The organism is Arthrobacter sp. NicSoilB11 (assembly GCF_019977375.1).
Lineage (GTDB): Bacteria > Actinomycetota > Actinomycetes > Actinomycetales > Micrococcaceae > Arthrobacter.
The window spans coordinates 1540413-1556758 of sequence record NZ_AP024657.1 but is presented as its reverse complement, the minus strand read 5'-3'; the positions used below and the strand labels follow the sequence as shown (position 1 = coordinate 1556758).

General features: G+C 67.4%; 16 protein-coding genes and 2 tRNA genes. 3 read left to right on the top strand and 15 right to left on the bottom strand.

The window, feature by feature from the left end:
• Positions 1-57 precede the first annotated feature (57 nt).
• From LDO14_RS07225 to LDO14_RS07210, 4 genes are all read right to left on the bottom strand, one after another.
• Entirely contained in the window at positions 58-1254 is a 1197-nt protein-coding gene (locus LDO14_RS07225) for a glycosyltransferase (protein ID WP_018771648.1), read from the bottom strand.
• 112 nt (positions 1255-1366) lie between these two features.
• Positions 1367-2275: a DMT family transporter gene (locus LDO14_RS07220; RefSeq protein WP_018771647.1), complete on the bottom strand. Its 909-nt coding sequence runs from the start codon at positions 2273-2275 to the stop codon at positions 1367-1369.
• Entirely contained in the window at positions 2275-2898 is a 624-nt protein-coding gene (locus tag LDO14_RS07215) for a CDP-alcohol phosphatidyltransferase family protein (protein ID WP_018771646.1), read from the bottom strand. Before LDO14_RS07215 ends, LDO14_RS07220 begins: the two co-directional genes overlap by 1 nt.
• Positions 2899-2964: 66 nt before the next feature.
• The gene (locus LDO14_RS07210; RefSeq protein ID WP_223994592.1) at positions 2965-3816 is read right to left on the bottom strand and encodes a phage holin family protein; all 852 of its coding nucleotides are present in this window, start codon (positions 3814-3816) and stop codon (positions 2965-2967) included.
• Between the two features lie 181 nt (positions 3817-3997).
• Between LDO14_RS07210 and LDO14_RS07205 the strand changes: the two genes are divergently transcribed.
• The 3 genes from LDO14_RS07205 (at position 3998) to LDO14_RS07195 (ending at position 6039) form a co-directional block, all read left to right on the top strand.
• Entirely contained in the window at positions 3998-5221 is a 1224-nt protein-coding gene (locus tag LDO14_RS07205; RefSeq protein WP_018771644.1) for a multidrug effflux MFS transporter, read from the top strand.
• Between the two features lie 120 nt (positions 5222-5341).
• Positions 5342-5566, top strand: coding sequence for a hypothetical protein (locus LDO14_RS07200; protein WP_018771643.1), 225 nt, complete (start codon positions 5342-5344; stop codon positions 5564-5566).
• Positions 5567-5631: 65 nt separating this feature from the next.
• The gene (locus tag LDO14_RS07195) at positions 5632-6039 is read left to right on the top strand and encodes a hypothetical protein (RefSeq protein ID WP_018771642.1); all 408 of its coding nucleotides are present in this window, start codon (positions 5632-5634) and stop codon (positions 6037-6039) included.
• 72 nt (positions 6040-6111) lie between these two features.
• Here LDO14_RS07195 and LDO14_RS07190 read toward each other — a convergent pair.
• The 11 genes from LDO14_RS07190 to LDO14_RS07140 form a co-directional block, all read right to left on the bottom strand.
• Positions 6112-6184: transfer RNA gene (locus tag LDO14_RS07190), tRNA-Asn, on the bottom strand.
• A 124-nt stretch (positions 6185-6308) separates the two neighbouring features.
• A tRNA-Asn gene (locus tag LDO14_RS07185) sits at positions 6309-6381 on the bottom strand.
• 93 nt (positions 6382-6474) lie between these two features.
• Positions 6475-8421, bottom strand: coding sequence for a DNA primase (gene dnaG, locus LDO14_RS07180; RefSeq protein ID WP_056389994.1), 1947 nt, complete (start codon positions 8419-8421; stop codon positions 6475-6477).
• 28 nt (positions 8422-8449) lie between these two features.
• Positions 8450-8710: a ferredoxin gene (locus LDO14_RS07175; RefSeq protein WP_018771640.1), complete on the bottom strand. Its 261-nt coding sequence runs from the start codon at positions 8708-8710 to the stop codon at positions 8450-8452.
• The gene (locus LDO14_RS07170) at positions 8707-10029 is read right to left on the bottom strand and encodes an NADH-ubiquinone oxidoreductase-F iron-sulfur binding region domain-containing protein (protein ID WP_056389996.1); all 1323 of its coding nucleotides are present in this window, start codon (positions 10027-10029) and stop codon (positions 8707-8709) included. Before LDO14_RS07170 ends, LDO14_RS07175 begins: the two co-directional genes overlap by 4 nt.
• Positions 10026-10583 (bottom strand): ferric reductase-like transmembrane domain-containing protein, encoded by a 558-nt coding sequence (locus LDO14_RS07165; protein WP_223994590.1) that lies wholly within the window; start codon positions 10581-10583, stop codon positions 10026-10028. Before LDO14_RS07165 ends, LDO14_RS07170 begins: the two co-directional genes overlap by 4 nt.
• Positions 10576-11712: an FAD:protein FMN transferase gene (locus LDO14_RS07160; RefSeq protein WP_056389998.1), complete on the bottom strand. Its 1137-nt coding sequence runs from the start codon at positions 11710-11712 to the stop codon at positions 10576-10578. Before LDO14_RS07160 ends, LDO14_RS07165 begins: the two co-directional genes overlap by 8 nt.
• 1 nt (position 11713) lies before the next feature.
• Positions 11714-12067: a hypothetical protein gene (locus tag LDO14_RS07155; RefSeq protein WP_056390000.1), complete on the bottom strand. Its 354-nt coding sequence runs from the start codon at positions 12065-12067 to the stop codon at positions 11714-11716.
• Positions 12068-12185: 118 nt separating this feature from the next.
• The gene (locus LDO14_RS07150; protein WP_051081449.1) at positions 12186-13499 is read right to left on the bottom strand and encodes a deoxyguanosinetriphosphate triphosphohydrolase; all 1314 of its coding nucleotides are present in this window, start codon (positions 13497-13499) and stop codon (positions 12186-12188) included.
• Complete coding sequence (dusB, locus tag LDO14_RS07145; RefSeq protein ID WP_018771634.1) at positions 13483-14661, bottom strand: tRNA dihydrouridine synthase DusB; 1179 nt, start codon at positions 14659-14661, stop codon at positions 13483-13485. Before dusB ends, LDO14_RS07150 begins: the two co-directional genes overlap by 17 nt.
• 154 nt (positions 14662-14815) lie before the next feature.
• Complete coding sequence (locus tag LDO14_RS07140; protein WP_223995158.1) at positions 14816-16327, bottom strand: YibE/F family protein; 1512 nt, start codon at positions 16325-16327, stop codon at positions 14816-14818.
• Between the last annotated feature and the right edge of the window lie 19 nt (positions 16328-16346).

Sequence of the window (16346 nt, the reverse complement as noted above, 5' to 3'; positions counted from 1 at the left end):
TGGTCAAACGCCACGCTCCGGCAGGGCAGAAACACTCTAGCAAACCCGGGAAAGGGTTCAGACCACTTTGTCCTCGTAGGTGGCGCCGCGGTAGAGGTCCTCGAAGGTCTGCAGCGTCGTCTGGATACTGTGCGGCTCCACCATGTGGCGGCTGGCACGGCCCATGGCGCGCTGTTCTTCCTTGGGCAGCTCCAGGACCTGGGTGATCTTCTTGGCGAGGTCGTCACTGTCGTTGGGCGTGAACAGATACCCGTTCTCGCCGTCACGCACCAGGTGCGGCAGCGCCATGGCGTTCGCAAGGACCACCGGGGTGGAGGCGGACATCGCTTCCAGGGTCACCAGCGACTGCAATTCCGCCGTTCCGGGCATGCAGAACAGGTCCGCCCGGATGTAGGCCTTACGCAGGTCCTCGTCGCTGGCAAGGCCCAGGAACTTCACCCGGTTTCCCAGCCCCAGACGCCGCACCAGGTCCTCGAGGGCGGAGCGCACTTCGCCGCCGCCCACGATCTCCAGATGGACGTTCAGCTCCGGCGGGGTCTTGCCGATGGCCTCGATGAGCACGTCCACATGCTTTTCCTCCGCCAGGCGTCCGGCAAACAGGACGGTGGGGTTGGCATGGGGCTCGATGTGTTCGCCCGGCTTGAGTTCGTAGGCTGCGGAGTCGATGCCGTTGGACAGCGGGAGGACTTTCCGCAGGAAGGCATGGTCGTGCATGGCCCGGGCGGCCAGGGGCGTGGGGGTGGTCACCACGTCTGCCTGTCCCATGACCTTGCCCATGTCCTTCCAGGAGACGCGCCCGATGATGTCCTTGAACCACTGCGGGAAGGGCAGGAAGGGGTTGAGGTTTTCGGGCATGAAGTGGTTGGTGGCGATGATCCTGACGCCGCGTTTCACGGCCTCATAGAGCACGTGCTCGCCGATCATGTAGTGGCTCTGGATGTGCACCACGTCCGGCTTGACCCGGTCGAAGAGCAGGCTGATGTCCTTCTTGATTTCCCAGGGGAAGCAGAGGCGGAAGGTCTCGTGGGTGAAAGCCCTGTGCGAGCGCAGCCGGTGCACGGTTGCTTCCTCGCGGAACTCGGTGAAGCTCTTTCCCTTGCTGTCGCGGGACGCCAGAACATGGACGTCGTGTCCCCGTGCAGTCATGCCCTTGGCCAGCCGGTATCCAAACTGTGCCGCGCCGTTCACGTCCGGCGGATAGGTGTCCGCCGCGATCAGGATGGTCAGGGGGCGCTGGTCGGCTGGCGTGGTCATATGGAGTACTCCTGATGGTCACGGTGCGGGCAGCGTGGAACTGACAGCACGGTTGGCCGGCGGCGCAGTTGGCCCGCGGCCTCGTGGGATTGCTTGGAATTGCTGGAATGGGCTAGTGGGACGGCCTGCCGGCGGCCTTCCGAGCGTCCTTCTTGCGCTTGGTGACCTCCGGGTGGTGCCGGGAAAGGGCGATAACCCCAACGATAGCAAGGCAGGCGGCCGTTCCCATCGCAATCGCCATGACGGCATGGACGTCGGGACGCAGCTCACCCAGGATGATGATGCCGATCGCGATGCCCACCATGGGGTCGACAACCGTGAGGCCGGCTATCACCAGGTCCGGCGGACCGGTGGAGTAAGCGCTCTGGACGAACCAGGACCCCAGGCCGCCGGCCGCGACGATGGCCACCACCGAGTACCACTGCACGTTCAGCAGGAACAGGCCGTTGGGGTCCAGGAGGTGCTTGCCGATGATCCTGGTCAGGACCGCGACGAAGCCGAACAGGATACCGGCGCCGAGGATGTAGACGAACGCGTTCATGCGGTGCTTGAACATCACGGCCAGCGTGCCGAACAGGCCCACCGCCAGGGCGAGCAGCAGCACGATGGTGAGTTCGTCCGCCAGGCTGACGTGGTGGCTCTCCTGGGTGACGTTGACCGCCAGGAGGACAAAGAGCGCCGAGCCGGTGACGCATGCGGCGATGGACACGGTGGTGGCACGGTTGATGGTCAGGTCCTGGTCCCGGGCGTTGACCACGGTGGTGATCACCAGGGCGATGGCGCCGATGGGCTGGACCACGGTGAGCGGCGCGGAGACCAGGGCCACCGCGTTCATGGCCATTCCGGTGCAGAGCAGCAGGAGCCCGAACATCCACCGGGGGTTGCGCAGGAGGCGCAGGAACCCGTTGGAACTCAGGGCGAGGCCGCCGGTGTCGGCTTTGACAGCGCTGCCCTGGCGCTGGGCGCCCAAGGCCAGGCAGAAGGCGCCCAGCACCGCCAGGCCGACGGCAACCCACACCATCAGCCGTTCCCGCCGTCGTGCTGTTTCAGTTCCCTGCCCTTTCGCAGGATGGCCCAGAAGTAGTTGTAGGCGGCCACCCAGTGGCCAACCAGGCCAAGGCCCAGCACCACCCAGGCGGCGATGAAGAGTTGGCCGGCGAAGCCGGTGTCCAGGCGGGAGAGGACCAGCAGCGGCGTTCCCAGGAGCAGCAGCCCGGTCCGAACCTTGCCCACCACGCTGACAGGAAGATCCGGGTGCCCGCGGAAAAGGGAGAGCGTCAGGACCAGCAGGACGGCGTCGGGGACTACCAGCGCGGCCAGGTACAGCCAATGCACGACGCCGGCAATCACCAGGGTGAACGCTACGGCGAGCAGCGCCAGCCGGTCGGCGATCGGGTCAAGGACCCTGCCGAGCTTGGAGGCCTGGTCGAAGCGGCGGGCAATGTAGCCGTCGATCCAGTCCGTTCCGGCCATAATTGCCAGGACGACCACGCCGGCTCCATATTCCTTTTGGGCCAGGACGAGCCACATGAAGAGCGGAACGCCCATGAACCGCACCACGGTGAGCAGGTTGGGGATGGTGAGTACGAGGTCGTGGTCCACCTGCGGACGGCCGGGGCGGGCACCTGCACCAATGAACTTCACCCGTCCCCCTCTCCTTCCTGCGCCGCGTGGCGGTCTTTCGGTCATGAGTTGTTGAGCGGAAACGGCCTAGTTGGAGCGGAGCAGCTTTCGGAGGAGGACCACCAGGACGGTTCCGGCTGCCACGAAAGCTGCCAGGGGCTTCCACCGCGTGGACAGGTCCGCGGATCCGGACAACGCCGCGAACCTCTGCCCAGCGGCCTCCACACCGCGCTGCGCCAGCACCTGGCTCTCGCGGGCTTTGACCTGGGCGGCGGCCAGCACGTAGCGGGCCTGCGTCTTGAGGTCCAGCTCCACGCCGAGTTCGTCACGGACCTCGGTGATGTGGTGGCGCCGCTGGCTGAGCCGGCGGACAAGCTCGGGCTCGGATGCGTGCGGGAATTCCTTGTCGTGCTCGGCGGCCTTTGCCGCCTTCTCGGCCTTGGCCTTGGCAGCTGCTTCAGCCTTGGCGGCCTTCGCAGCCTTGCCCTCCGGGCTATCAGGATCCAGCACAGCCGGGTTGAAGGCGGACCCTTCGCGGGCCACGCCGATATCGTGCCTGATGCCGCGGATGGTTTCCTCCGGCATCAGCGGCATGGCCTTCTTGAACCTCGCGAGGCCAACCAGTCCGCCAATGAGGGCCACCAGCAGGAAAGCGGCGGACACCAGGAGGGCTGCCAACCAGGCGGGCATGATGGTGGCCAGTCCCATGATGGCTGCGACAATCAGGCCCACCACCAGGAAGGCAAGGAACAGGAGCGCCACGGCGAAAAAGGCCGCAGCCACGCCGACCTGGATTCCCTTGCGCTTGAGTTCGATCTTGGCGAATGCGATCTCGTCATTGAGCTGGCGGGGCGCCAACCGGAATAGGAGTCTTGCCGTCCCGGGCAGCGCAGTGATACGCAATCCGGGGCTGGTACGCCCGCTGTGACGTCCGCTCATCGGTTCCGCCTTACTGGTCTCATGGGTCACATACTGCTTCCGTCTACTGCGGAAATGTGCAGCCGCACAGTCCACGCCACCCAAACTACCATTCAGGTTCAGGGCGAACTTGGGGGCTTGCCGGGCGGCGCGGCCTACAACGCTGCAAAAACTGCCGTGGCCGGGCCTAGGATTGTTCTCCGTGACCAATCCCCCCAATCCGGGCGACCTGCTGAGCCGCCGCCGCAAGCTGCTGTACATCCTCCTCCTGGGCGCCCTCACGGCCCTCGGCCCGTTCACCATCGACCTGTACCTGCCGGCCTTTCCCGCGCTGGAGGCAAGCCTTGGGGTGACCGAGGCGCAGGTCCAGCTCACCCTGGCCGGGACAACGGTCGGTTTTGCGTTTGGACAGCTGGTGGTGGGTCCCTTCAGTGACAGGTTCGGTCGGCGGACCCCGCTGATCCTGGCCACGGCAGTGCACATTGCGGCCTCCCTGGGTGCTGCCCTGTCCACGGACATCGCCACCTTGGGAGTCTTCCGTGTGCTCATGGGGGTCGGCGCGGCCGGGGGCGGCGTGGTGGCCATGGCCATGGTGCGTGACCTGTTCTCCGGCTATGCCATGGTGCGGATGTTCTCCCGGATGTCTCTGGTCAACGGGCTGGCACCCATCCTGGCCCCCGTCATCGGCTCACAGCTGCTCCTGGTGATGCCGTGGCCCGGCATCTTTGTGTTCCTGGCGGTATACGGGACGTTGGTGATCGTGGCCGCCCTCCTCCTGGTGCGCGAAACCCTTCCGCCGGAGAAGCGGGGCCAGAGCGGCATGACGGCCCGGCAGCGCTACAAGGCACTCTTCAGCGACCGGATCTTCGTGGGGCTGCTGATGGTGGCCGGCTTCAACTTCGGCGGCCTCTTCACCTACCTCTCCGCCTCCCCCTTCCTGTTCCAGGAAGTGTTCGGATTCTCTGCCCAGCAGTACGGGCTGCTGTTCGGCATCAATTCCCTGGGCATCGTGGCCGGCGTGCAGACCAGTGCCCGGCTGATCAGGATCGTCCCGCCGCAATGGATCCTGGCCGGGGCCACCGCCTGGATGTTCCTGATGGGCCTGCTGATCGTGGTGTTCGACCGGGCGGGCCTTGGGCTGTGGGGCGTGATGGTCCCGCTGTGGTTCTACATCCTGGGCACGGGCTTCATGTTCCCCTGCGTGCAGGTGCTGGCGCTGGCGGGCCATGCGGCCCAGGCCGGGACTGCGGCATCGCTGCTGGGTGCGGCCACGTTCCTCATGGCAGGACTGATTTCGCCCGTGGTGGGCTGGCTGGGCATCACCAGCGCCGCGCCGATGGGTGCGGTGCAGGCCTCCTGCATCCTGCTGGCCATCGCCGCCCTTTGGCTGGTGGTCCGGCCGCGCACCGTACCTTCCATCCACTGAGTACCTTCAATCCACTGAGTGCCTTCAATCCACCGAGCCCCTTCAATCCACTGAGCCCCTTCGATCCACTGAGCCCCGTCAATCCACTCCACGTTCCAGCCGTCCTGTGAAAGGCAGCCCATGAGCAGCAAACCGCACCGCAACGGCAGGGGACTTTTCCTCGGGGCGGTGCTTGGCGCCGTCGTGGGCTATTTCGCCGGCCGCGCCCTTGGCAACCCTGCCATCGGCATCGTCCTGGGGATGCTGGCAGGCGCCGCTCTCCTCTACCGCGTGAACCCTGGACCGGGGAAGGGTGGACCGGGGAAGGACGGACCAGAGAAGCGCGGGCGCAGGAACCGCCGCTGACCGACATGCCGCACCGGGGCGGCCTTCCCTGCCCCTGCGGCTGCCTGCAGGGATAAAATAATCCCGTGTCCAGCTGGCAGAACCAACCGCCACTTCCGGCCACATGGCAACGGTGCGACGCCCGAATCCTGCCACTGTGGTGGGAGCGGCTGTGCGCGCAGGCGGGCCAGCAGTCGGCGGCACTGTACGCGGCCGGGCTGTTCACCGAAGACCGGCGCCGGCCCATCGCCCAATGGTTCAACCCCGCCTTCAATGCAGCCCTGCTGGTGGCGCCGGAGACCTCGCCGGAATGGCCCGTGCAGCGGTTCGGCATCTTCTACGCCCCGCCGGACGCCGGTTTTGTCAGGATCCACTCCGCTCCGCACGAATGGAACCCCCGCGAGCCCCGGAAGTCACCTACCGAGAAGGAGGCCTTCGAGGCAGCAATTGCCGAGGCCGAAAGATTCCTGCAAGTGGAAATGGACTTCGTCTAGCCCGGCTTCCCGCCCCGCGGAAAGAAAAAATCCCCGTTCCTCCGGGTGGAGGAACGGGGATTTTTCGTAGCGCTCCTCCTGCTGGACTTGAACCAGCAACCCTTCGATTAACAGTCGAATGCTCTGCCAATTGAGCTAAGGAGGAATGAAGCAGGTATGACATTAGCAAAGGATTCCGGCCCAAGGGAAATCGGCGGTTTCACGGGCCCACACGCCCCATATGGGAGACAAAAAATCCCCGTTCCGGAGGCCGGAACGGGGATTGGAAGCTCCTCCTGCTGGACTTGAACCAGCAACCCTTCGATTAACAGTCGAATGCTCTGCCAATTGAGCTAAGGAGGAATGAAGCGGGTATTAGCCTAGCAAACACCTGCGGCGGAAACGAAATCGGGCGGCCGGTGACCTCTGCCACGCCCGCCCGCTCCAGGCTCCCGCCTACGTCTCCGCGCGCAGTGCCCTGCGTTCCATCTCCAGCATCATCAGTTCACGGTTGAGCCGCTGGTAGGTTTCCGGATCCGTTGCGGCGTCCAGGCGCTGCAGCTGGCCCATCTTGTCCGCCTTGACGCGGGTGATCTGGAGTTCGAAAAGCCGGGACAGGATGTCGCGGCAGTACTTCAGCACGGCTTCCTCCGTGTGGGCAGGCAGCGGCACCACGGCAAGCTCCGAGACGAGCGGGCGGAGGGGCTCGGGAACCTCGTGCATGACGTGCTCCACCCAGCGCACGGGATCGCCCACAAGCCCGGGGCCGGTGGCGCGCATGGCGTCATGGACGGCCTGGAAGGCGGGGGTGGCAAACCTGGCGGCGGCGAACCGCTCCCAAACCCCACCGGCCAGCAGCGACGGCTGCTGCAGCGCCACTTCCAGCGCCTGCCGTTCCATGGACGCCACGGGGTCCCGCGGGTCGGGGCGGTGGTAGGAGGGCACAGCGCCCGACGACGGCCCGGCAGCCACGCCGGGCCCGCCGGCCTGGGCGGTGGCGGAGTTGGCAGTGGCCGGGTGGGCAGCCCCTCCCCCCTGCTGTTGGCCGGGTGCGGCGGGGCGCCCCGTGTCTCCGCGCTTTACGGCCGCATTGACCAGGCGCAGGACCTCGTTGGGGTCCGGCATGCCCAGCCAGCCGGTCAGCGCCTGGCAGTAGCCGGTGCGGGTGGAGGCGTCGCGGATGGCCGCCACCACGGGCACGGATGCCTTCAGGCCCTGCACCCGGCCCTCGACGGTGTCCAGGTTGAACTGCTTCAGCGTGGTGCGGATGGCGAACTCGAACAGCGGCCGCCGGGACTGGATCAAGGCGTGCACGGCTTCATCGCCCCGGCTGAGCCGGAGGTCGCAGGGGTCGGCACCCGTGGGTTCCACGGCCACGTAGGTCTGCGCGGTGAACCGCTGGTCCTCCTCGAAGGCCCGGAGGGCCGCCTTCTGGCCGGCGGCGTCGCCGTCGAAGGTGAACACCACTTCTCCCCCGGTGCCGTCGTCTGACAACAGCCGGCGGGCTATCTTGATGTGCTCGGTGCCGAACGCGGTGCCACACGTGGCCACCGCCGTCGTAATTCCCGCCAGGTGGCAGGCCATCACGTCGGTGTAGCCCTCCACCACCACCAGCTGGCGGTCCTTGGCGATGCTGCGCTTGGCGAGGTCGATGCCGTACAGGACCTGTGACTTCTTGTAGAGGGTGGTTTCCGGGGTGTTCAGGTACTTGGGGCCCTGATCGTCCTCGTAGAGCTTGCGCGCGCCGAAGCCGATGGTGTCGCCGGCCATGTCCTTGATGGGCCAGATGAGGCGGCCACGGAAACGGTCGTAAATTCCCCGGTTGCCCTCGCTGAACATCCCGGTGAGCTTGAGCTCGGCATCGGTGAAACCGCGGCCGCGGAGATGCTTCAGGAGGGCATCCCACCCTTGCGGGGCATACCCGCAGCCAAAGTGTTCCGCCGCTGCCCTGTCAAAGCCCCGGCCAAACAGGAAATTCCTGGCCTCGGCGGCGCCGGGGGTGAGCAGCTGGGCGCGGAAGAACTCGTCCGCGATCTTGTGCGCGTCCAGGAGCCGCTGGCGGCGGCCCACCTCCTCGCGGTTGGGCCCGGTCCCGCCGTCCTCGTAGCGGAGCTCGTAGCCGATCCGGGCGGCAAGCTTTTCCACGGCTTCCTGGAAGGAACTGTGGTCCTGCTTTTGCACGAAGGCAATGACGTCACCGTCCTCGCCGCAGCCGAAGCAGTGGTAGCGGCCTACCTGGGGACGGACGGTGAAGGACGGCGAGCGCTCGTCGTGGAAGGGGCACAAACCCTTGAAGGTTCCCAGCCCGGCACCCTTGAGCGTGACGTAGCCGTCCACCACTTCCTTGATGTCCGTGCGCTGGCGTACTTCGTCGATATCTTCACGTTTGATCAGCCCAGCCACACAGCAATCTTAGTGTCAGGCCTGGCCCCTACCGGCCAGGCACCTTCTGGTCCGGTTGCTGCGGCGTCCTCCCGTGCAGGCTCAGTGCCAGTTTGGGGCAGAGGAAGACGGCCTCCTGGGCGGCTTCCCGGTCGGCTTCCCGCAGGGGCACGTCCGTGCGTTCGCGGCCCGCCTTGCCGCGGGCCACGGGATACCCCCAGTCGTCCCGGTCCAGCACGCCGGGAAGAAGTTCGGTGCACAGGCCCCGGCCGTCACAGCTGGTCCAGTCGATGTGCAGGTACGTCGTCATGCCGCTGCGCCTCCCGGACCCGTGCAGTATCCGGAAAGGTGGGCCCGGAAGTCCGGGGCAAACACCTCAAGGGCGCTGCTGACCAGTCCGGTGGTTCCCTCCGGATGCCGGCATGCGCCGCGGCCGGAAACCAGCCGCCCCAGGCGGTCCAGCTCGGAGGCCAAGCGGGGATTGCGTTCCCCTCCGCCAATCCTGTTCAGGACGGATGCCATGGCCGGCAGGCCGAACATGCATGGCCCGCATTGCCGGGCGGACTGGTTGGCCAGGTAGCTGACAATCCGGGCCGTCGCCTGGATGCCGCAGTCCTGGAGGTCCAGGGCATGGATCACTCCTGCACCCGGCCGGGCGGTCCGGTCCGGCGGTCCCGCGGGCGAGATGGCGTGTGCCCCGGGACGTACCCACCGGCCGTGGTAGCCGCCCACCAGGACGGCGGACAAGGAGGCAGGATCCATCCCCGCTTCCTTCAGGACCGCAGAAAGTTGCACGCCGCCGGGCACCTCCAGCACCACATCCCGGACCGGGGCGGGGCCGGACACGGACACCAGCCGGGTGCCGGGATCCGTTGCGGTGCCGGCCTGGCGGAACCACTGCGCCCCGTAGCGTGCGATCAGGGCAACCTGGGCCAGGGTTTCGACATTGGCCACCAGGGTGGGGCGGCCGTTGAGTCCCGACTCGCTGAGGCGCCCGCGCTGGTCCGTGGGCACGGCGGCACCGTTGGCAATCATGTTGACCACCGCGCTTGACTCCCCGGAGATGAACGTTTCGGGTGACTCCACCAGGCGGATCTTCGCGGCCCCCGGGCGCTCTTTGAGCGCCTGCCGCATGCGGGGCAGACTGGCCGCCGGCGCGTAGACGTACATGCCGGCGCCGCCCAGGGCAGCGGCCAGGACCAACAGTCCGTCAATGACGAGATGGGGCGCATGGGCCAGGAGCGTCCGGTCCTTGAAGCTGAGCGGTTCGCCTTCGGCGCCGTTGGCGATCACCACAGGTTTGGCGGAAAACAAACCCTTCCTGCCCGGGCCGACGGCCGCCGTGGCCTTGCGCCAGGTTTCGAAGGCGGCTCCACCCCGGCCAGTCAGTCCGGCCACCGCCAGCGCCTCCAGCAGGCCGCCCGCGGCAGGCTGCGGCTCCCAGGGCCCGAAGGTGTCCAGGTGCTGGGCCCACCCTGCGTCGGGGCCTGCGGCCAGGAGGCGCGGCTCCTGGTGGCTGCTGTCCCGGGATGCCGGCCGGTGACCGCTGTTGTGGGGGTCATCGTGGCCCTTCCGGGACACCTGCGGCTGGATCCCGGGGGCCACCTGGGGGTGGATGTCACGGCTCACGGGAGGTTTCCTTGCCTGGCATGCGAGGTCTCGAGGAAGGACGGGCTCAGCCGCCACAGCAGGGCCGCGGCAACAGCCACCGCGGACGCCACAGCCAGCAGGAGGAACCAGCCGCTTGAGGCGTCGGTGCCGTTGCCGAGGGCGTGCGCCATTGCCACCGGCCACACGCCGTAGCTGAGCCAGTGGACGGCCTTGAAGCTGCGCAGCCCGATCCGGTGGCGCAGCAGCCCCGTCACCACCACAGCCAGGACAAGGTCCAGGGCCACCGTCCCCAGCCCCTGCCAGAACGGCTGGAAAGAACCAAGGAACGGCACCACGATGTCCACCGGGTTCAATTTTGCGTAGGAGTCAAGAAGCAGGGAGCCCACGTGCAGCCCCAGGAAGACCGTGGCGAGCAGGGAGATGTTCCGGTGCAGGAGGCTGATGGAAAACCGGGGCAGCACCATGAACGGCCGGCCGGACCGGTTCAGGATCCCCAGCAGTACGGATCCGGTGAACAGGGCAAGGGACACAAACCCACTGACGCGGCCAAAGGCCCACATCGCTTCATCCATGGCGGACACCCCCACCGGCCGTGAAGCTTCCAGCGCTGGTGCCTGCAGCGTTTGCGGCAGGGTGGCAGCCACCGGCCGGCCAGCCACCGGTGGTTGTCACCCTGCCTCTGCTGTCCACGAGCCGGGCCGGGATCCCTTCGGCCCGGAACCATTCCAGGGCCGCGAAGCCGCGGACTATGGCAGCAGTACTGAACGCGTTGGCTTGCAGGCAGGTAAGGGCCGCCACGGTCACCGAACGCCAAACTGTTTCGGCCGGGAGGCCAAAGCGGGGGTCAAGGATGTGGTGGACGGTCGTCCCTTCGTGCGTCCAGCGGCGCTTTTGGGTACTGGACGTAGCCAGGGCATATCCCGGCGCCAAAGAGATTTGTTGGGCTGGGTCTGCGGGAAGGTCCTGAACCAGGATCTGCCACTGGCCCGGCTTCCCTTCCACCGTGGGTCCCGGCCCTGCGGACGCAAGGTCGCCGCCCAGGCCCACGAGGACCCCGCAGCCCAGCTTCCGGTGCACCTCGGCGGCGGCAAGATCCGCGGCGACAGCCTTGGCTGACGCGCCCAGGTCGAGGCGCAGGTCAGCCGGTACGGTCAGCTTGGCCGAATCGAGTGTTACCCGGGACCATCCCGGGAGCCTGGGAGCAGGGTCGGGCGGCAACGGGACGTGCGGCGACGGCGCGGGCAGCGCCGGCACCGGCACGCTGTGCAGCCCGGGCCGGCCCTGCATCCCCGGGCCGTGGCCCAGGGCTGCCAGGTCTGCCCCGAGCGTGGGATCCACATCGCCGCCGGTCATCTCCGCCACGTCCAGGGCGCGTTCCAGGAGCAGCCGGAACAGTGGGCTTACGCTGACGCCCGACGCCATTCGCGGCTGGAGCCGCACCAGTTCAGAATCGCCGCGGAAACGGCTGCAGGCGAGGTCGACGGCGGCCACCACGCCGCGGACAATGGCTTCCGCCGCGGCAAGCTTGCCGGGATCGGTAACGGTCACGGATGCGTCCAACTGCCAGACTGTCCAGCTGGATTGCGCTGTGCTTTCCGGAGTTGCAGTGGCTTCCGGAGTTATGGTGTCGACGGAGGCTGCTGCGCCGCCGGTGGTGGTGGAACCAGCAACCCCGGTACCGGAAACATCTACGCTGTCCACGTCAGGACCCCGAGGACCTGCCATGGACGGTGCCGCCGTTCCCGGGCTGGACCGGACTGGTGCTGCCGTTATTGCCATAGCTCTTGGAGCGGCGCGTGCTGTTGTCTTTGCGGGTTCCGTAGTCGTCGCCGTCAGAGCGGGAAGAACCGGATTTGGGCGTGCTCCCCTGGGTGCTCTTGTCCTGCGTGCTCTTGTCCTGGGTGCTGCTGTCCTGGGTGTGGGTGGTCCTGGCTATCACGGACGGCGTTGCAGCATAGACGGCAGCCGCCGCCACGCCGGCAGCGGCGAAACTGCCAACGCCCACGGCCGCGGTAATCCCGGTGGCGAGGCGCTTGCCCCTGCTGCGAGTACTCATGACCTGCTCCCGATCCTAGCGGCCCGTCTTTCCTCCCATGGTGCGCTTCATTCCTGTGTAGATCCTTTAAGGAAGCTGTTGATCCGGCCGATGTCCAGGGGCGGCCTTCACGGACGGTTTACCAGAGCGAGGGCAGGCTCCCCACCAAACGCTCGTACATGGCCAGGGCGGACCCGTCAGTGAGGGACGCCACCTGGTCGATGATCACGCGAAGGCGGGCGCCGTCGTCGTCCGCCGCCCGCCAGTCCGCAGCGAACATCGGCTCCAGATGCCGGTCCCCCGTGGCGCTGAGGGCTGTCACCAGGGCGTGCAGCACCTCGCGCTGGCGCTCATAGATGGGCTGCCGGTGTTCGGTGGTCATCACGAAGGTGGTGGCAAGGCCCTTCATCACCGCGATTTCCATGACGGTCTCGTCCGGGACCATGAGTTCGGCGTTGTAGCGCGTGAGGTTCTCCGGCCCGTAAACGGCCCGGGTGGTTTCCAGGGCGCTCTGGCAGAACCTGCCGATCAGCTGGCTGGTCATGTTCTTCAGGGCAGCCATGGACTTGCGGCTTCCATCCGCCTCGCGGACCCAGACGTCGGTGGCTTCGAGCCGTCCCAGGGCGGCGTCGATGGCGGCGGGGTCGTTGTGCGGGAGATACCACTGCTTGGCGTACCCCACCACCCGGGCGCGGTGGTCCGGGTTGTCCATCCAGCGCAGCTGGAAGTGGCCGGCAACGATCGCGTCCTCCACGTCGTGCACCGAGTAGGAGATGTCGTCGGCCAGGTCCATCACCTGGGCTTCCAGGCAGGTCCGGCGTTCCGGGGCGCCCTCGCGGATCCAGTTGAAGATGGGCAGGTCGTCCTCGTACGCGCCGAACTTGCTGGTGCGCTGGCCGTGGATCACCGGCGCTTCCAGCGCGGACCACGGGTATTTCGACGCCGCGTCAAGGCTGGCGCGGGTGAGGTTCAGTCCGGCAGGCCGGCCGTCAGCAGTGAGCACCTTGGGTTCGAGCCGGGTGAGCAGGCGGAGGGTCTGGGCGTTGCCCTCGAAACCGCCGATGGCATGGGCCACCTCGTTCAGCGCCGATTCGCCGTTGTGGCCGAAGGGCGGGTGGCCCAGGTCGTGGCTGAGGCAGGCGGTGTCCACCACGTCCGGATCGCAGCCCAGGGCACGGCCCAGTTCGCGGCCTACCTGCGCCACTTCCAGGCTGTGCGTGAGGCGGGTGCGGACAAAGTCGTCGGTGTCCGGTGCCACCACCTGGGTTTTGGCGCCCAGCCTGCGCAGGGCCGAGGAATGCAGCACCCGGGCGCGGTCCCGCTCAAAGTCGGACCGGTAGGTGCTCTTCGGCGGCTCCTCAAACCAGCGGGCAGAATCGTGCGTGTCGTACCCGGGGAGCGCCAGGGCGGCGGTGGGGGTTCCTGCCGTCGGTGTTTCAGCCACCGGAAACATCCAGTTCTGCGGCGGAAATATCCCGGGACTGATCATCGTTCAGGGCCCGGGAGTCCAGCCAGTCCTTGGGCAGGGCAGGCCTCTTGGGTGAGCCGGCGCGGCCGCGCGGGCCCTCGGCGTCCACCCCCGGATAGGGCGAATCCAGGTCCAGCTCGGCCAGGGTGTCCCGGAGTACCTCCAGGCTGGTGACCAGGGCCAGCCGGGTGCGCAGTTCCCCGCCCACCACGTAGCCCTTGAAGTACCAGGCGATGTGCTTGCGGATCTCGCGCAGCGCCTTCCCTTCATCGCCGAAGGTTTCCACCATCAGTTCTGCATGGCGGTAGACGCCCTCTGCCACCTGCCGCAGGTTGGGCCGGTGGCGGACGTCGCTGCCTTCGAAAGCGGCCTGCAGGTCGCCGAAGAGCCACGGCCGGCCCTGGCAGCCGCGGCCCACGACTACGCCGTCCACGCCGGTTTCGCGGACCATCCGGACGGCGTCCTCCGCGGACCAGATATCGCCGTTGCCCAGCACCGGGATGTCGGGCAGGGCCTCACGGAGCCGGGCGATGGCGGACCAGTCGGCCTTGCCTGAGTAGAACTGGGCGGCGGTGCGCCCGTGGAGGGCGACGGCGGCAACGCCGGAATCGCGGGCGATGCGGCCGGCGTCGAGGTACGTCAGGTGGTCATCGTCGATGCCCTTGCGCATCTTGATGGTCAGTGGAACGTTGCCTTTGGAGGCTTCCCTGACGGCGGTCTGCACGATCGAGGTGAAAAGGTCGGTCTTCCAGGGCAGGGCGGAGCCGCCGCCGCGCCGGGTCACCTTGGGAACGGGGCAGCCAAAGTTGAGGTCGATGTGGTCCGCCCTGTCTTCCTCCACCAGCATCCGGACGGCGGCGCCGACGGTGACGGGGTCCACGCCGTACAGCTGGACGGACCGGACCTTTTCGTCCTCGTCATGCGAGATGATGCGGAGGGATTCGGGTGTCCGCTCCACCAGCGCGCGGGAGGTGACCATCTCCGCCACGTACATGCCGCCGCCGTACTCACGGCAGAGCCTGCGGAAGGCGGAGTTGGTGATGCCGGCCATCGGGGCCAGGATCACCGGGGTGTCAACCGTGATGGGTCCCAGCTTCAGGGGCGGGAGTTCCAGCTTGGGGGCGGGGGGAGTTGCTGCAACAGTCACCTGTCCATTGTTGCAAAGCCGGGCAAATCGGCCATTCCCGCCAGTGCCAGTGGCCCGTCGCAGGTTTTGGGCAACCGGATTTCCAGGCTGGCCGATGCCCAGCAGCACGCGGCAGCAAAGCAGCCCGCTGAAAGGCCGTCCGTCGTAAGGCTGTTCAGCCGCGGTCGGCCCGGCGGCCCCGCCGGGTGGCGGGTTCGTGCACTTGTTCGTTCACTTGTTCGTGCGGGGGTTCGACGGCGGCGCGCCGGCTGCGCTGCTCGAGCGCGGCAGCGGCGAGCGCCCCGGTGTCCGCAACGTCGTCCGCGGGGCCGTGCCCGCCGTCGTTCTTTCCGTCTCCTGCTGCAATGTCCCGCGCCCCAATGTCCTGCGCCTCAGTGTCCCGTGACCCGGCAACCGCAGGAGCGGCGTCCGCGGCCCTGATGCCGGTTGCCTTGACTACGAGCACGGCGATCAGGGTGGTGACGGGGATGGCCAGGACCAGCCCGATCGATCCCACAAGGGTCCGGATGACTTCCTCGGACAGTTCGGCGCTGGTGAGGGTGTCCAGCAGCGGCCGGTCGTAGAGCATGACGATGATGAGGATGGGCAGTGCGGCACCGGCGTAGGCGAAGGCGATGGTGTACACGGTGGAGGCGATGTGGTCGCGGCCGATCCGCATGGCGGAGGTGAACAGCTTCCGCGCACTGCTGGCCGGTGCCAGTTCGTAGAGCTCCCACACCGCGGAGGACTGGGTGATGGTGACGTCGTTGAGGACACCCAGGCCGGAGATGATGAGTCCGCAAAGGATCACCCCCGAGATGGAGATGTTGGCCGAGGTGTTCACCAGAGTGGCGGCGTCGTGGCTGCCCACTCCGGCAAGGTTGGCGGCGTCGGTGGCCCAGGCTGCCAGCAGCGCGGTGATGGCCAGGCCGAAGATGGTGCCCAGGAGTGCGGTGGACGTGCGCGCGGAGAATCCGTGCGCGAAATACAGCACCCCGATCATGATCACGGTGGAACCCACCAGGGCCAGCAGCAGCGGCGGTTTGCCTTCCACCAGGCCTGGAAGCAGGAAGTTGGCCAGCACGAAATAGGCGCCCACCAGCCCGATCAGGGCCCGGAGGCCGCGCCACCTGGCGACGGCGATGACCACCGCGGCGTAGAGCACGGCGAGCAGGACAATCGGCAGCGTGCGGACGAAGTCCACGAAGATGTAGGCCGGTGAGCCCTGCGAGCCCGTGGCGCCCTGGACCTTGGAGAGATTCAGGTACCGGATCTGGTCCCCGGGCTTGACCCCGTGCGAGGAGGCCACATCCGGGTTGATGACCACCTTCACCGGGCTGCCGCCCTTGTCCGGCTCCGTGAAGGCGAAGGTGCAGTCCGAGCCCTGTCCCGGCGGCTGCTGTGTGGAGCCCTGTTGGCCCGTGCCCTGTTGACCTGTCCCCTGTTGGCTGGTGCCCTGTTGACCCGTCCCCTGCTGGCTGGTGCCCTGCATGCAGTTTTCGGTCACCACGTTCTGGATGGTGCCCGTATCGAAGGTCACCCCAGGGGCTGTGGAGTACGGGTTGGCGAGCGAGACACCTTCCCTGCTGCCCGATGGCCACAATGCGGCCATTCCGGCCAGGGTCAGCAGCGCCAGCGGAATGAGCACCGCGGCAAGGATACGGTTCGCCTTGCTGCGGGCAGCCATCGCCTGGGGCGTCGGCTCC

Excerpts from the sequence above, each read along its gene's own strand:
- LDO14_RS07220 (WP_018771647.1), bottom strand. The coding sequence starts at position 2,275 with ATGGTGTGGGTTGCCGTCGGCCTGGCGGTGCTGGGCGCCTTCTGCCTG.
- LDO14_RS07150 (WP_051081449.1), bottom strand. The coding sequence starts at position 13,499 with ATGTTTCCGGTGGCTGAAACACCGACGGCAGGAACCCCCACCGCCGCC.
- LDO14_RS07210 (WP_223994592.1), bottom strand. The coding sequence starts at position 3,816 with ATGAGCGGACGTCACAGCGGGCGTACCAGCCCCGGATTGCGTATCACT.
- LDO14_RS07155 (WP_056390000.1), bottom strand. The coding sequence starts at position 12,067 with ATGAGTACTCGCAGCAGGGGCAAGCGCCTCGCCACCGGGATTACCGCG.
- LDO14_RS07225 (WP_018771648.1), bottom strand. The coding sequence starts at position 1,254 with ATGACCACGCCAGCCGACCAGCGCCCCCTGACCATCCTGATCGCGGCG.
- LDO14_RS07165 (WP_223994590.1), bottom strand. The coding sequence starts at position 10,583 with ATGGATGAAGCGATGTGGGCCTTTGGCCGCGTCAGTGGGTTTGTGTCC.
- LDO14_RS07175 (WP_018771640.1), bottom strand. The coding sequence starts at position 8,710 with ATGACGACGTACCTGCACATCGACTGGACCAGCTGTGACGGCCGGGGC.
- LDO14_RS07140 (WP_223995158.1), bottom strand. The coding sequence starts at position 16,327 with ATGGCTGCCCGCAGCAAGGCGAACCGTATCCTTGCCGCGGTGCTCATT.
- LDO14_RS07200 (WP_018771643.1), top strand. The coding sequence starts at position 5,342 with ATGAGCAGCAAACCGCACCGCAACGGCAGGGGACTTTTCCTCGGGGCG.